The sequence below is a fragment of the Cupriavidus oxalaticus genome, assembly GCF_038900635.1.
Classification (GTDB): Bacteria; Pseudomonadota; Gammaproteobacteria; order Burkholderiales; family Burkholderiaceae; genus Cupriavidus; species Cupriavidus oxalaticus_B.
The window spans coordinates 1-14,338 of sequence record NZ_JAYMRX010000033.1 but is presented as its reverse complement, the minus strand read 5'-3'; the positions used below and the strand labels follow the sequence as shown (position 1 = coordinate 14,338).

Annotated in this window: 13 protein-coding genes; 8 read left to right on the top strand and 5 right to left on the bottom strand. The window is 61.7% G+C overall.

Features of this window, described 5'->3' with window-relative positions; genetic code table 11:
- Nucleotides 1-37 precede the first annotated feature (37 nt).
- Genes sufC through VSR71_RS31595 form a run of 6 tightly spaced genes read left to right on the top strand, consistent with a single transcriptional unit; the run spans nt 38 to nt 4,542 of the window.
- The gene (gene sufC / locus VSR71_RS31620; RefSeq protein ID WP_342917502.1) at nt 38-808 is read left to right on the top strand and encodes a Fe-S cluster assembly ATPase SufC; all 771 of its coding nucleotides are present in this window, start codon (nt 38-40) and stop codon (nt 806-808) included.
- The gene (sufD, locus tag VSR71_RS31615) at nt 805-2,136 is read left to right on the top strand and encodes a Fe-S cluster assembly protein SufD (protein WP_342917501.1); all 1,332 of its coding nucleotides are present in this window, start codon (nt 805-807) and stop codon (nt 2,134-2,136) included. Before sufC ends, sufD begins: the two co-directional genes overlap by 4 nt.
- Entirely contained in the window at nt 2,133-3,401 is a 1,269-nt protein-coding gene (locus VSR71_RS31610) for a cysteine desulfurase (RefSeq protein WP_342917500.1), read from the top strand. Before sufD ends, VSR71_RS31610 begins: the two co-directional genes overlap by 4 nt.
- On the top strand, nt 3,401-3,847 hold the full coding sequence (gene sufU, locus VSR71_RS31605) for a Fe-S cluster assembly sulfur transfer protein SufU (RefSeq protein ID WP_342917499.1): 447 nt from the start codon (nt 3,401-3,403) through the stop codon (nt 3,845-3,847). The genes VSR71_RS31610 and sufU overlap by 1 nt, the downstream gene beginning before the upstream one ends.
- Nucleotides 3,848-3,851: 4 nt before the next feature.
- On the top strand, nt 3,852-4,220 hold the full coding sequence (locus VSR71_RS31600) for an SUF system Fe-S cluster assembly protein (RefSeq protein ID WP_342917498.1): 369 nt from the start codon (nt 3,852-3,854) through the stop codon (nt 4,218-4,220).
- Between the two features lies 1 nt (nt 4,221).
- Entirely contained in the window at nt 4,222-4,542 is a 321-nt protein-coding gene (locus tag VSR71_RS31595) for a non-heme iron oxygenase ferredoxin subunit (RefSeq protein ID WP_342917497.1), read from the top strand.
- A 177-nt stretch (nt 4,543-4,719) separates the two neighbouring features.
- Here the strand turns inward: VSR71_RS31595 and VSR71_RS31590 are convergent, their stop codons facing one another.
- From VSR71_RS31590 to VSR71_RS31575, 4 genes are all read right to left on the bottom strand, one after another.
- On the bottom strand, nt 4,720-5,769 hold the full coding sequence (locus VSR71_RS31590; protein ID WP_342917553.1) for a porin: 1,050 nt from the start codon (nt 5,767-5,769) through the stop codon (nt 4,720-4,722).
- 309 nt (nt 5,770-6,078) lie between these two features.
- Nucleotides 6,079-6,741 (bottom strand): response regulator transcription factor, encoded by a 663-nt coding sequence (locus VSR71_RS31585; protein WP_342917496.1) that lies wholly within the window; start codon nt 6,739-6,741, stop codon nt 6,079-6,081.
- Nucleotides 6,722-8,389, bottom strand: coding sequence for an MASE1 domain-containing protein (locus tag VSR71_RS31580; RefSeq protein ID WP_342917495.1), 1,668 nt, complete (start codon nt 8,387-8,389; stop codon nt 6,722-6,724). The genes VSR71_RS31585 and VSR71_RS31580 overlap by 20 nt, the downstream gene beginning before the upstream one ends.
- A 903-nt stretch (nt 8,390-9,292) precedes the next feature.
- On the bottom strand, nt 9,293-10,957 hold the full coding sequence (locus tag VSR71_RS31575) for an ABC-F family ATP-binding cassette domain-containing protein (RefSeq protein ID WP_342917494.1): 1,665 nt from the start codon (nt 10,955-10,957) through the stop codon (nt 9,293-9,295).
- Between the two features lie 504 nt (nt 10,958-11,461).
- Between VSR71_RS31575 and VSR71_RS31570 the strand changes: the two genes are divergently transcribed.
- Nucleotides 11,462-11,665 carry a cold-shock protein gene (locus VSR71_RS31570; RefSeq protein ID WP_211958502.1) on the top strand — a complete coding sequence of 68 codons (204 nt, stop codon included), beginning with the start codon at nt 11,462-11,464 and terminating at the stop codon, nt 11,663-11,665.
- A 96-nt stretch (nt 11,666-11,761) separates the two neighbouring features.
- Here the strand turns inward: VSR71_RS31570 and rpoD are convergent, their stop codons facing one another.
- Complete coding sequence (gene rpoD, locus VSR71_RS31565; RefSeq protein WP_342917493.1) at nt 11,762-13,630, bottom strand: RNA polymerase sigma factor RpoD; 1,869 nt, start codon at nt 13,628-13,630, stop codon at nt 11,762-11,764.
- On the opposite strand from rpoD, the gene VSR71_RS31560 reads away from it, so the two are divergent.
- Nucleotides 13,629-13,805, top strand: coding sequence for a hypothetical protein (locus VSR71_RS31560; protein WP_342917492.1), 177 nt, complete (start codon nt 13,629-13,631; stop codon nt 13,803-13,805). The genes rpoD and VSR71_RS31560 overlap by 2 nt on opposite strands.
- Nucleotides 13,806-14,338 lie beyond the last annotated feature (533 nt).

The following is a 14,338-nucleotide window of genomic DNA, read 5'->3' as shown; positions in this document are numbered from 1 at the left end:
CCACGCATCGGCGCTGCGTTGGAGAAAGAAGCCAGCCATGCTTGAGATTCGCAAGCTTCACGTCAGCGTAGACGACAAGCCCATCCTGCACGGCATCGACCTCAGTGTGAAGGCCGGCGAGGTGCACGCCATCATGGGTCCCAACGGTTCGGGCAAGAGCACACTGGCCCACGTACTGGCCGGGCGCGATCGTTTTACCGTGACGGCGGGCGAAGTCCTCTACGACGGCGCCAACCTGCTTGGCTTGCCGCCGGAAGAGCGCGCGCGCGCGGGCATCTTCCTCGCCTTTCAGTATCCAGTGGAAATCCCCGGCGTCTCGAATATCTACCTGCTCAAAGCGGGGCTCAACGCGATCCGCAAGCACCGCGGCGAGCCAGAGCTGGACGCCATGGATTTCCTCGCCCTGGTCAAGGACAAGCTCCGGCTCATGGAAATGGACCAGGACCTGCTTTACCGCTCGGTGAACGAGGGCTTCTCCGGCGGCGAGAAGAAGCGCAACGAGATCTTGCAGATGGCGGTGCTGGAACCCCGGCTCGCCATTCTCGACGAGACCGACTCCGGCCTCGACATCGATGCGCTCAAGATCGTCGCCAGGGGCATAGAAGCCATGCGCAGCCCGCAACGCGCCATTGTGCTGGTCACGCACTACCAGCGCCTGCTCGATTACATCGTGCCGGACCAGGTGCACGTGCTTGCACAAGGCCGCATCGCCAGGTCCGGCGGGCCCGAGCTGGCGCGCGAACTGGAGCGGCACGGCTATGCCGGAATGGAGGCGCAGGCCGCTACCGGGACGGAGTCTTCGGCATGAGCGCAAGTGGACTGGAACACTATCTCGCCGAGTTCAACCGCGTCGAGGCCGCACTGCCGGGCCGCCGCCTGGGCTGGCTTGCGCACGCCCGCCGCCAGGCGCTGGATCATTTCGCCCAGGCCGGGTTCCCCACGCTGCGCCAGGAGGACTGGAAATACACCAGCGTGGCCGCACTCGAGAAAAGCCGCTTCGCCGTGGCACTGCCGCAGGCCGGCGACAGCCTGGACTCCGCGCTGGCAGCGCAGATAGAGGCGCTCGCCCTGGCCGGCGCGCACCTGCTGGTGTTCGTCAATGGCGCGCACCAGCCGCAGTGGTCGCGCATCGGTGCCCTGCCTGCGGGGATGGTGCTCGCCAGCCTCGCCGCCACGCTGGAGCGCGCACCGGACTGCCTGGAAGCGCTGCTGCTCCTCCGTGCAAGCGACTACCCGTCCGGTTTCGCCGCCTTGAACATGGCGTTCATGACCGACGGTGCCTATATCCGCGTGGCGGCGGGCACCGTCCCGGAACAACCGATCCACTTGCTGTTCCTCGCCACCGCCGGCGAGCTGGCAACCCATGCGCGCAACCTCGTGGTGGCGCAAGCCGGCAGCCGAGTCTGCATCGTGGAGCACCACGCGGGCCTGGACGGCCTGGGCTATTGCACCAATACCATCACGGATATCGTTGCCGAGCGTGATGCGCAGGTCGAACATCACAAGCTGCAGCAGGAGAGCCTCAAGGCCTTCCATATCGCCGGCGTGAACCTGGACCAGCGGCAGGGTAGCCGCTTCACCTCCAGCTCCTTTGCCCTCGGTAGCGCCCTGGCGCGGGTCGACATCGAAGTCGGGCTCAATGCCGAGCATACCGAGTGTTCGCTGGACGGGCTGTACATGACCGCCGGGCGGCAGCATATCGACCACCACACCCGCATCGACCACGCCAGCCCGCACAGCAAGAGTCGCGAGTTGTATAAAGGCGTGCTGGCGGGCGCCTCGCGCGCCGTCTTCAACGGCAAGGTGGTGGTGCATGCCGATGCCCAGCACAGCGATGCCCACCAGTCCAACCGCAACCTGCTGCTGTCCGACCACGCCGAGGTCGATACCAAGCCGCAACTGGAGATCTATGCCGACGACGTCAAATGCAGCCACGGCGCCACCGTAGGCCAGCTCGATGCCGAGCAGATCTACTACCTGCGCTCGCGCGGGATGGACGAGGGCGCGGCGCATGCCCTGCTGACCTTTGCCTTCGCCGAGGAGGTCGTCAAGCGGCTCGGCCCCGCCCCATTGCGCACGCGGCTGGACACGCTCCTGCGCGGCCGGCTGCCCGAGCCTGTGAAGGAGCTGCCATGAACACGGCAGTGCATGAACTGATGGCCGTGGAGCGCGCGGTGCCGGCCGCCAGCCTGGAGGTGGAGCGGCTGCGGCAGGATTTCCCTATCCTGCGCCAGACCGTCAACGGCAAGCCGCTGGTCTATCTGGACAACGCCGCCACCACCCAGAAGCCGCAAGGCGTGATCGATTGCGAAGCACGTTACTACGGCGCGCTCAACGCCAATGTGCACCGCGGCGTGCACACCCTGAGCCAGCGCGCCACCGATGCCTACGAGGCGGCGCGCGACGCAGTGCGAGGCCTGATCAACGCGGCCGGGCGCGAGGAAATCGTGTTCGTGCGCGGCACCACCGAGGCGATCAACCTGGTGGCGGCCAGCTTCGGCCAGCGCCTGAGCCCGGGCGACGAGATCCTGATCAGCGCGATGGAGCACCACTCCAATATCGTGCCTTGGCAACTGGCGTGCCAGCGCTCCGGCGCCTTGCTGCAGGTGGCGCCGATCAACGATGCCGGCGAGCTGATGCTAGAACCGTTCGCACAATTGCTCGGCCCCCGCACCAGGCTGGTTGCGTTGGCGCACCTCTCCAACGCGCTCGGCACCGTCAACCCGGTGCGGCACATCATCGAGCTGGCGCATGCCCAGGACATCCCGGTGCTGATCGATGGCGCCCAGGCGGTGCCGCACCTCAAGGTCGACGTACGGGCCCTCGATTGCGATTTCTACGCCTTCTCCGGGCACAAGCTCTACGGCCCCACCGGCGTCGGCGTGCTCTATGGCAAGGCTGCGCTGCTCGATGCCATGCCGCCTTACCAGGGCGGCGGGGACATGATTCGCGAGGTCACGTTCCGCAAGACCACCTACAACGCGCTTCCCTACAAGTTCGAGGCCGGCACCCCCAATATCGCCGGCGTCATTGCCCTTGGCGCCGCCATCGGCTACGTGAGCGCGCTCGGCCTGGAGGCCATCGCCGCCCACGAGCACGCGCTGCTCGCCTACGCCAGCGCGAAGGCAGCGCAGGTCGCCGGCCTGCGCATGATCGGCACGGCTGCCGACAAGGCGAGCATCCTCTCGTTCACCCTGGACGGCATCCATCCCCACGATGTCGGCACCATCCTCGATCAGCACGGCGTGGCGGTCCGCGCCGGCCATCATTGCGCCATGCCGGTGATGGAGCGTTTCGGCGTGCCTGCCACCGTGCGCGCTTCCTTCGCGCTGTACAACACGCGTGAAGAAGTCGATGCACTGTTTGCTGCCGTGCGCGCGGCACAGGAGGTATTCGCCTGATGTCTGACCTGCGCAACCTATACCAGGAAGTGGTCGTCGACCACAGTCGCTCGCCGCGCAATTTCGGGCGGCTGGCGGCGGCTAACCGCAGCGCCGAGGGGTTCAACCCGCTGTGCGGCGATCGGCTGACGCTGTACCTGAGAATCAGCGATGGGGTGATCGAGGACGCCAGCTTCGATGGTTCGGGCTGCGCCATCTCCACCGCCTCCGCCTCGCTGATGACAGAAGCGCTCAAGGGCAAGACCGAGGCACAAGCGCGGGCCTTGTTCTCTGCCTTCCACGCGCTGGTGACCGCAGAGCCGGGGCGGGCGGGCGTGCAGTTGGGCAAGCTGGAGGTCCTGGCCGGGGTGCGCGAGTTCCCGGCGCGCGTGAAGTGCGCAACCCTTGCCTGGCATACCATGCAAGCCGCTTTGGAGAACAGCGCCAAGCCGGTCTCAACGGAGTAAAGCGATGAGCATTATCGATTGGCTGCGCAAGGCCGAGGAACACGAAGACAGGTTCGAGCCTGAGCCGGACAGCCTGGAGGGGCGAGTGATAGCGGCCTTGCGTACGGTGTACGACCCCGAGATCCCGGTCAATATCTACGATCTTGGCCTGATCTATCAGTTATCGGTGGACGAATCCAGCGGCAAGGTGGGCATCCGCATGACGCTGACCGCACCGGGCTGCCCGGTGGCGCAGACCTTCCCCGGTGTGGTTGAGGGTGCCGTGATGGAAGCCAGCGGGGTGAACAAAGTCGAGGTTGAACTGGTGTGGGACCCGCCCTGGTCGAGAGAACGAATGAGCGAGGCGGCCCGCCTGGAACTGGGGCTGCTCTGAGATGAGCGAGTGGATCGATGTCGCCAGGGCCGAGGAGTTCGCGCCCGGCACTTGCCGCAGCGTCGATGTCGATGGCGTACAGGTCGCGGTATTCAATGTGGGCGGCAATTACTACGCCATCGAGGACCTCTGCTCGCACGAGGCCGAGCCGCTTTGCGGCGGTGACGTGGAAGGCCAGGAAGTCGTCTGCCCGCGCCACGGCTCGCACTTTTCCCTGATTACGGGCGAGGCGCTGTCCCCGCCCGCCTACGAGCCGGTGGCGACCTTTCCGGTTCGGGTGGATGCCGGCAAGGTTCAGGTCAGGGACGAGCGATGGGAATAAGTGGCCGCGCCCTGGCTGGCCATTCGACTGTTGGTTGTCAGACGGGCCGAGAATGTTAAGGGGTTGTCCGATGCCTCTATTGGGCATGGCATCCTCCGCGCCGCCTGCTCATCCGCACCAGCCACGCCCCTTCGCGGTGACGCCAAATACGCTGTAAAGCTATGACCAAAACGCATATCAGAACCGGTGACGAACGCCCATCACCGCACCCACCTGGTCCTTTCCAGGCTGGACGTTGAACACTGCCGACGTCCCGCTGCCGCTGTTGAAGCCGTTGACGCCCAGTGTCGAGTTCCCCTTGTTAAGGGCATAGGAGACTGATGTATAGAGGTCGGTGCGCTTACTGAACGAATAGTCGCCGGTAAGCACGAATTGCCACGGGTCGGACCCGGTCTGCCGGAAGTCCTGGTAGTAAGCCGCGCCAGTTAGGGAGAAAGCCGGCGTCACTTTGTATGCTAGACCCAGCCAGTAGAGGTTCGAGCCGGCATCAACTGCCTGGGCACCCGGCAACATGGCACCATCATAGGCTTTCGCCAGGCGGTAGCCCAGATAGACCTTAGCGTCACCCACCGCGTATGTGCCAGCTACGGAGACGCGCCGCAGGACCGGCGCCTGGTTTGACGGCGTGCCAACGTGCGCATCGTCATAGGCCAGGCCCAGCGCGAAGGCGCCAGAGGCATAGTTGACGAGTGCGCCGAAATTACGTCCGAAAACGTTACTGCCAGCCACCTCGCTGCCATTAGCCTGGAAAGAGTAGAAGGCCTGTCCCGTTAGCTTTCCGAACTTTGCGACATACTTGATGGAATTGTCTGCGCGCGCGCCAAACTCTGGCGCAATCGAGAGAATACTGTAGCGGTCGGCAATTGCATTGGGATCATAGATATTGCCAAATTCGCGCATGGCGGTTTGCTGCCGCCCCAGTAGCAGTGACCCATATTGGCTATCGAGTCCGACATAGGCATTACGGCCGAACAGACGCCCGCTTTGCGCCGAATTTCCGGTATCAATGTCGAATCCGCTTTCCAGGAGAAAGACAGCCTTCAGCCCGCTACCTAGATCTTCCCCGCCCCGCAGCCCCCAACGCGAGCCGGACTGATTCCCGGAAACCAGCCGCACGAGACTGTCGCCGTTGCGCCCTGCATTATTGTTGTATTCAATACCGGCGTCGGCGATCCCGAACAGCGTCACGCTGGATTGGGCGTGGGCGTTTGCACAACACCCTATCATTGCCAGGAACAAGGATACGTCAACGAGATGTAGTCGTCGCATGGTGGTCCCCCTTCTTCCTAATTTTCGGCCAGCAATGCCACCGCGGTAATCGTCCAAATGGTTGGACCTTGATCAATATTTTTTTGAAAGGATCTATTCAAAAATGAAACATTCGTACCTCGTCGAAATTTCGCTACCATGAATTTGGCCCGGAGAGAAGCTCGCACCCCTCACGAGGCGATGTATGCAGCCATGCACTTGGTCGCGAGCGGTCCCGTCTGGTGAGCAAGGGGTTGCTGTTTCGGCTCGACTTTGGCTACTGCCTCCCTATTCACCCTCTAGCCACTGGATCGCAAAGCGCATCAACTCCTTGCCACTAGAAATGTCAAGCTTTTCCTTGATGTTGGCCTGATGTGCCTCGATGGTCTTGACGCTCCGATTCAGTTTCATGGCGATCTCGCGAGTACTGAAGCCGAGCCCGATCAGGTGCAGGACTTCGAATTCCCGTTCGGAAAGACTGGCAACCGAGCCTGGCGGGATGTTTCTGGGGACCGCCAGTGCCCGAGCAAGTTTGGCATGCATCGCGGCGCTGAGGTAGATCTTGCCAGCCAGCACCTCGCGGATGGCACTCATCACATGCTCTGTTGCCTCGAGTTTCATCAGATACCCGTTGGCGCCTGCTCGCAATGCGCGTTCGGCAAACAAGGTCTCGTCATGCATGCTGAGCACGAGTATTGCCAGGTTCGGGTAGTGTTGCCGGAGCGTCTTGATAAGATCCAGGCCGGAATCCGACTGCAGGCTGAGATCCACAATGGCCATGTCAGGCTCGCAGGCCATCGCCGCCAGCGCTTCTTCAGCACTGGCGGCCGCGCGGCAGACGTCCAGATCCTCTTTCAGCAGCAAATGGGTTAGTCCCTCCCGGATAATGGGGTGGTCGTCGACGATCAGGACCTTTGTTGCAGGGCCATGGCTAAATGGCTTCTCTGGCATGGCCGGGACCCTCCGGTATTGGATAGCTGATGGCGACCGTGGTGCCGCCCATGGCATTGCAGGTGACGGTGCACGAACCGTCCAGCAGACTTGCCCGGTGACGCAGGTTGTGAAGGCCCAGTCCCGAAGTACGTTCCATCTGGTCCGGGTCGATCCCCACACCATCGTCACTGATCGAAAGCCTCTGGACTTCGCCTTCGCGCTCCAGGTCGATCCAGATATGGCTGCCATGGCTGTACTTCAAGGCGTTATTGACTGCTTCCTGTGCCGCGCGGTAAAGGTTGGTCTGCATCGGCGGATCCGGCAAGTCCACATCCGAGGCGATGCGAAGCGTACAGCCAATGCCGTTCAGAGAGCGCGTCGTTTCTGCCAGGCCTTGCAGGGCGACCGAGAGGTCACCGGACTGCATGACGGGGTCCAGCCCGTGGGCAATCCTGCGAGTCATCAGGGAGGCCTCTTTCACCAGTTCGACAACGGTGGCCGCATCCGCGGCTGCCGGGTTCCCCTGCTTCTGCAGCTCACGGCTCAAGGTGGTGCAGTAGAAGCCCAGGCTGGTGAGGTGCTGCCCGAGGCCGTCATGCAGTTCCCGGCCAATGAGCCTCTGCTGGTGATCGCCGATTCCGATCAGTTCTGACTCCAGCCGGTGGCGCCGTCCCATCTCCGCCTTCAGTTCGTTGTTGGCCCGCTCCAGATCCTGGGTTCGCTCTTGCACGCGCCGTTCGAGTTCCTTGTGAGATGCGATCAGGAGGCGATGAAAGCGCTTCTGCTGGGCATGCGCCGCCACCAGCAGCAGAGCGGTGATCGCCACCACATTCGCAAACGCACACCATCTCACAAGGCTATCTACCGGAGATTCAGCGGCAAAGGGACCGGTGCCGTGCGTGGTGCCCCGGATGGCGATGATCGAGACCAGCAAGGTCGCGAGGCTGGCGCCAAGGTGATCGAAGCGCAAGGCGGCCCAGATAATGAACGGAAAGATCGCCATGGCCGCAGGGTAGTAGCCGTGCCCGGCAAGCTGAGGGGCGCCGAAGATCAGGTAGCTCACCCAGAAGATCACCACGGCCAGCCCGCACGCTTCCACGGCTTGCCTCGCCGAACGGACGGGACTTGGATAGGTGAGCAGGTTGAGCAGCGGCGGAGCCACCACGAGCACTCCCATCATGTCGCCGAGCCACCATTTCAGAAAGGCCGCGCTGTATTCGTCGGCTGACAGTAGACCTCCCCCTAAGAGGGCGGTCGCGCCGATCAATGCGCTCAGTGCCGAGCCGAGCATCGCAGCCAGGATGATGAAGGCCAGCACGTCCCTGATGCGATCAAGCGACACCTGGAACCCGGCGACTCGCTTCAACAACCATGTGGCCGTTAAAGCGGCTCCGGTGGCGCCGAGGCTGATGACCGCGGCGACATGCGGAGGCACACCCACTGACATGTTGGCCAGCACCGAGCCAATGGCAACGCCTGGCGTAACGCCGAAGCCCATCGTGAGCAGCGCGACGAGGGCGATGCCGCTGGATGGCCACACCAGGGACACTGCGCCGCCCACAACCGCATAAGCAAGCCCCAGCTTTGCACCGGCAAAATACGCCAATGTGACAAATCCGGTTTGAATGAAGGGGTTGAGCCTCGATTTGTGCAGAATGATGGCCATTGTTCGATTCCATCCACCAAGACAGACCCTGGCACTACAAGTCATGTCCACCATCCACTGAAATGACAACTCTCTTCAGAAAGCCAACACACCCAGATTTGTTGAAAACCACGAATCTGCACCGAATCCGTGCAACGTGTAGGCAGACAGATCTGCCGATGATGCTAATGCTTCCTATCAATTTAGGTCAGATCGCTGCTGCGTGGGTAAGTGTTCTCGAATGAATTCGATAAGTTCCCGACCGCCTTCCGAATAGGGCATTCCCCTAGCCCCTTTTCGGAAGCAAGCCCTATTCATCCACCTGTCGTCAGGGCATACATTGCAGTCGTACAAAGCTATGCCCTCACACTGGAGCGAAAAGGATTCGCTGCCGTGCTCTTGCAACTGCCTAAGTAGGAGGTGAAAAAAATGGTAAAGACACTCATTCTGCTAGCTGGCGCGTGTGCGGCGCTAGGTTCCAGCCTGGCCTATGCTGGCATCGGGGCACGAGATGTGTACACGGACGGCGCGAGCGTCATGGGGCCGCGAGATACATTTTCCGATGGGAGCGCAAAGTTTGACGTCTATTCAGATGGCGCGAGAGTCGTGGACCGGCGAGACGTGTTCACCGACGGCGCGAGAATCACCAATCGCGACGGGCTAGAGGAAGGTAAGTAGGCAACTACGTAATAGCCGAGAAGGGTCTGGTCTATAAAACGCGGTCGCGCGCCGCGTCTTCGCCACAAACCAGTATCTCCCCCGTGCAACTGCATCGGGGGTTTTTTTTGGTTCATCGACCGCTGCCGGAGGCCGCTCAGACCCGCGTTCGAATCAGTCTCGAGGCGCTCAATGGCGACCTTCACGCTGAATCCTGTGAAGGTCACGCCTGCCCATTGTCCCACTATTCCAGGCGATGACGACCTTCTACTCTGCGGCAGGCTGCTCGCGCATGCGACGGGCTTCGTCGCGCAGGAACTGCTGGTAATCGTCCAGATCGCCATCGAAGGGTTCGACGCCGCCCTTGGTGACCAGCCAGAACTCGTCACATACGGCGCGCAGCAGGGCGCGGTCGTGACTGACCAGCATCACTGTGCCTTCGAATTCGTTGAGCGCCATGCCTAGCGCTTCGCGTGTGGCCAGGTCGAGGTGGTTGGTAGGCTCGTCGAGCAGCAGCAGGTTGGGGCGCTGCCACACGATCATGCACAACACGAGCCGCGCCTTTTCGCCGCCGCTCATCGTGCTAACCGCCTGATGGACCATGTCGCCACTGAAGTTGAAGGTGCCGAGGAAGGTGCGAAGGGATTGTTCGGTTCCACTCTGGCCAGGCGCGCGCATGTGAGCCGGCGTGTCCTTGGCAAGGCGAATCATGTGTTCCATCGGCGTATCGAGCGGGCGCAGCACGTCGAGTTCCTGCTGTGCGAAGTAGCCGATATTCAGGCCTTTGCCTTCGCTGATTTCGCCGGCAATCGGCGCCAGCGCGTGCGCCACCGTCTTCACCAACGTGGACTTGCCTTGGCCGTTGGCACCGAGAATGCCGATGCGCTGCCCGGCCAGCACGGAACGGTTGATGCCCCGCACGATGACCGTGGGCGGCGTGCCCGGCAGTGCGCCTGTCGGCGCCGGGTAGCCGAAGCTCGCGTCCAGCATCGACAACAGCGGATTCGGGACGTTGAGCGGCTCCTTGAACTCGAAGTTGAACTCTGCCTCGGCAAGCACCGGTGCGATCTTCTCCATGCGTTCCAGCGCCTTGACCCGGCTCTGCGCCTGCTTCGCCTTCGAGGCCTTGGCCTTGAACCGGTCGATGAATTTCTGCAGGTGGGCGATTTTGTCCGCCTGCTTGGCCATCGCGGCCTGCTGCAATACGAGCTGCTCAGCGCGCATGTCTTCAAACTTGCTGTAGTTGCCGCCATAACGCACGAGCTTGGCGTTGTCGACGTGCACCGTCACCTGCGTCACCGCGTCGAGGAATTCGCGGTCGTGGCTGATCACTACCAGGGTTCCTTGATAGCGCTTGAGCCAGGCTTCCAGCCAGACCAGCGCGTCGAGGTCGAGGTGATTCGTCGGCTCGTCGAGCAGCAGCAGGTCGGACGGGCACATGAGCGCGCGCGCCAGTTGCAGTCGCATGCGCCAGCCGCCGGAGAAACTGTTGACCGGCTGACTAAGCTGCGCAGCACTGAAGCCAAGGCCCAGGATCAGCGCTTGGGCACGTGCGGGGGCATCGTGTGCACCGGCGTCGTGCAGGGCCATGTAGGCGTGTGCCATGCGCATGCCGTCGTCGTTGGCCTCGGCGGCGGCTACTTCGGCCTGCGCGGCCAACAGCACGGTATCACCCTCGACTACGAAGTCGGTCGCGCTCTGGTCGGTCTCCGGCATCTCCTGCGCGACCTGGCCCATCTTCCATGCAGCGGGAATCGAGAACTCGCCGCTGTCTTCGTGCAGCGTGCCGTTGAGGAGGCCGAAGAAGGACGACTTGCCGGCGCCATTGCGGCCGACAAGACCGATCTTTTCGCCGGGGTTGAAGGTGACGGACGCGCGGTCGAGTACGGCATTGACGCCACGACGCAGCGTGACATTACGGACGAAAATCATAGGGAGCTACTTCGGAGAGGATTGGCATGATAGCCGAACGGACGTGCAGGGCTGTCGCTTTTCTGGCCGCACGCGTGAGGAGCCGCTTGCGCTTTGCGGCGCCCACCGGCCACAAAGCAAGGCAGCCCCTGGCACACCGGGCGTTCCGGCTGCGGGGCCAGCGAACATAGCGGTGAATGACGGCTCCTGCCGGCTACTGCCTTTGCACTTCACGTCATCCCCGCGTGATGCGGGTGGGGGGAGGCGGGGGCCAGCGTCGCAGAAGAGGTCGATAAGGTCCGATAACGTTGCGCTTATCGCGTCGTCACCACGCCTAGATGCCCACGGGCTCACGGCAGCCCTTGCCGATGAATATGCCCATTCGGCACAGCGTCATACCACAGCGCAGCGGACCCGTTCAAGAAAGCCCGGATTGTCGGCGGCGCCTCAACCGTGATACAAGATAGTCACACGTCTGGCGCAGGCCGGCGGCGTCTAAATTTGGTCTTCTTTGGAATTCAGAACATGGCAACAGGTACCGTCAAGTGGTTTAACGATGCAAAGGGTTTTGGGTTCATCTCGCCGGACGACGGCAGTGATGACCTGTTCGCGCACTTCTCCGAGGTTCAGGGAAGCGGCTTCAAATCGCTTCAGGAAGGTCAGAAGGTCAGTTTTGAAGTCAAGCAGGGCCCCAAGGGGAAGCAGGCCGCGAGCATCAAACCGCTGTAAATTTTCTGCTCTGCGAACGCGTCCTGTCAGCGCAGCGATCAGGCCTATGCGTGATCGCTGCAGGTGCGGAAAGGGGGCGCGCGCCTCCGCCTTTGCTCAACGCTCGAGAAAGGGCCTCAACTTGTCAGCGCGACTGGGATGCATCAGTTTGCGCATCGCCTTGATCTCGATCTGACGGATCCGCTCGCGGGTCACGTCGAACTGCTTGCCAACCTCTTCAAGCGTGCGATCGGACGTCGTATCGAGCCCGAATCGCATCCGCAGGACCTTTGCCTCGCGCGGCGATAACCCGTCGAGTGCCTCATCGATCGCGGCGCGCATGTTCGCGTGAATCGCGGCCTCAGTTGGTGAACTCGCAGAGACATCCTCAATCATGTCGCCGAGCGTCGCGTCGGCGTCGTCGCCCACGGGGGTCTCGAGCGAGACCGGTTGCCTCGCGCTCCTGAGGATACTGCGCACTTTTTCCTCGGACATCTCCATGCGCTCGGCGAGGACGGCGGGATGCGCTTCCTGTCCCGTGTGTTGCAGGAATTCGCGCGAAATCCGGTTCAGCTTGTTGATCATCTCGATCATGTGGACCGGAACACGAATGGTCCGCGCCTGATCGGCAAGTGCACGCGTGACAGCCTGCCGGACCCACCAGGTGGCGTACGTCGAAAACTTCCAGCCGCGCCGGTATTCGAACTTGTCCACCGCCTTCATCAGACCGATATTGCCTTCCTGGATCAGATCCAGGAACTGCATACCCCGGTTCATGTATTTTTTTGCGATTGAAATGACAAGCCGGAGATTCGCTTCGATCAGCTCTCGCTTGGCCTGCCGCATTTCTAACTCCGCGGCACTCATCTCGCGATTGATCCGCTTGAGCTGCTGGAGCGGCAACGAGACCCTGGCCTCGATGTCGATGAGTTTCTGTTGGGCGGCCTGAATGGCCGGCAGATGTCGCTTGAGCGCCGCGCCAAACTGCCGCGAACTCGCCGCCATCTGGCTGGTCCATTTAAGGTCGGTCTCGTGGCCCGGGAACGACTCGACAAACGCCTCGCGCGGCATGCCGCAACGATCGACGGCAATCTCCAGGATGCTGCGCTCGATCGAACGAACCTCGGCAACCTGTTCGTGCACACTGGCACACAGGCGGTCGATAGTCTTGGCCGTAAAGCGGACCGGTGCCAGTTCGCGCTGGATCTCCGAGCGCAGTTTCGCAACGGCTGCAGAACGGGTTCTCCCAGTAACGGGGGCATCCGGCAGCTGCTCGAACAGTGCCCGAACGCGCGCGAAAATCGCAAGACCGTCGATCGTGAGTTGTTCGAGGCGGGCTGCGTTCGCTTTCTCCGAATCGCCAGCGTCCGTTTCAGCATCATTACCGTCCGGGTCATCGTCGGAGGCGTCTGCTTCCACTTGAGCTTCATCGGACTCTAGCGTTATTTCGCTTTCGTTCAAGTCGTCACTGATGCCAGCGATCAGTTCGTCGATACGCAGTTCGCCGGCAACGATGCGGTCCACATCTGCAAGAATCGTGGACACGACTGACGGACAGGCGGCGATCGCCTGAATCATGTCCTGCAGGCCGCATTCAATGCGTTTGGCGATCTCAATTTCACCGGCGCGTGTCAGCAGTTCACTGGCGCCCATTTCGCGCATGTACAGTCGGACCGGATCAGTCGTGCGGCCGAATTCGGAATCCACCGTCGACAGTGCAGCTTCCGCTTCCTCATCCGCCTGATCGTCGGATGCCGCAGCAGGCCCGGCATTGCTCAACAGGAGTGTTTCCGCGTCCGGCGCCTGCTCATACACGGTCACCCCCATGTCGCTGAATGTGCTGACGATCATCTCCATCGCAGCAGTTTGCGTAAAGTTATCGGGCAGGTGATCGTTGATGTCCGCGTGGGTGAGATAACTGCGCTCGCGGCCAAGCGCGATCAGCGCGCGCATCTGGCGTTGACGCTCCTCGTCCTGGCGCGCCATGGACGCGATCTCCACCGGTGCTGCGACTGCTTGGATCCTTCCTTTTGGAGAGCGGCGGCCGGTCTTTGATGTGACCGCGATCGAGCGGGATGCTGAATCGCCGCGAACTGAATTTGCCAATACACTCTCCTCGACAGATTGGCCGACGATCATCGCGGACATGACGGCCGGTTAAGCCCGTCGCGGGGGCGCGAACGAAATCGTGGAATGACGCACGGACGTTTGAGGCCGGAATGTCTCCCGCGGAGTCCAGTGTGCGCAGAATGGGGATTTTGGATAATACCAGATGTCGTTGTGCAGTGCAATATGCGATTGCCACTGGTTTGCCAACAGTCATCGGACAGGAGGTGTCTGCCACCAGGTTAGCCCGCTCGAAGTAATGCTGGGGAAGAATGAGGGGTTACCGGGTTCTCAGTGGTGATCTGTAGCGCACATTGCGGATCAGGCTCAACCTTCCAATGCGTCCGCTAATCGCACCCGGCAGATGGTGCGAAGCAGCAAATTACCTTGTTTCCGCTCTCTTAAAGTTGTATTCTGAATGCATGTTTAAGGGATTCGGACCGGCCAACCATCTCTCCTGAACGGGTCTGACCAAGATAAGGCCGATTTCCTATCATAAGCCTTCCAGTTATATATATTCGAATCTATAGATCTGATTGTTATAAGAGACTGAGCCCTCTATCGAGCGACTCTTCCGCTACACTGGCC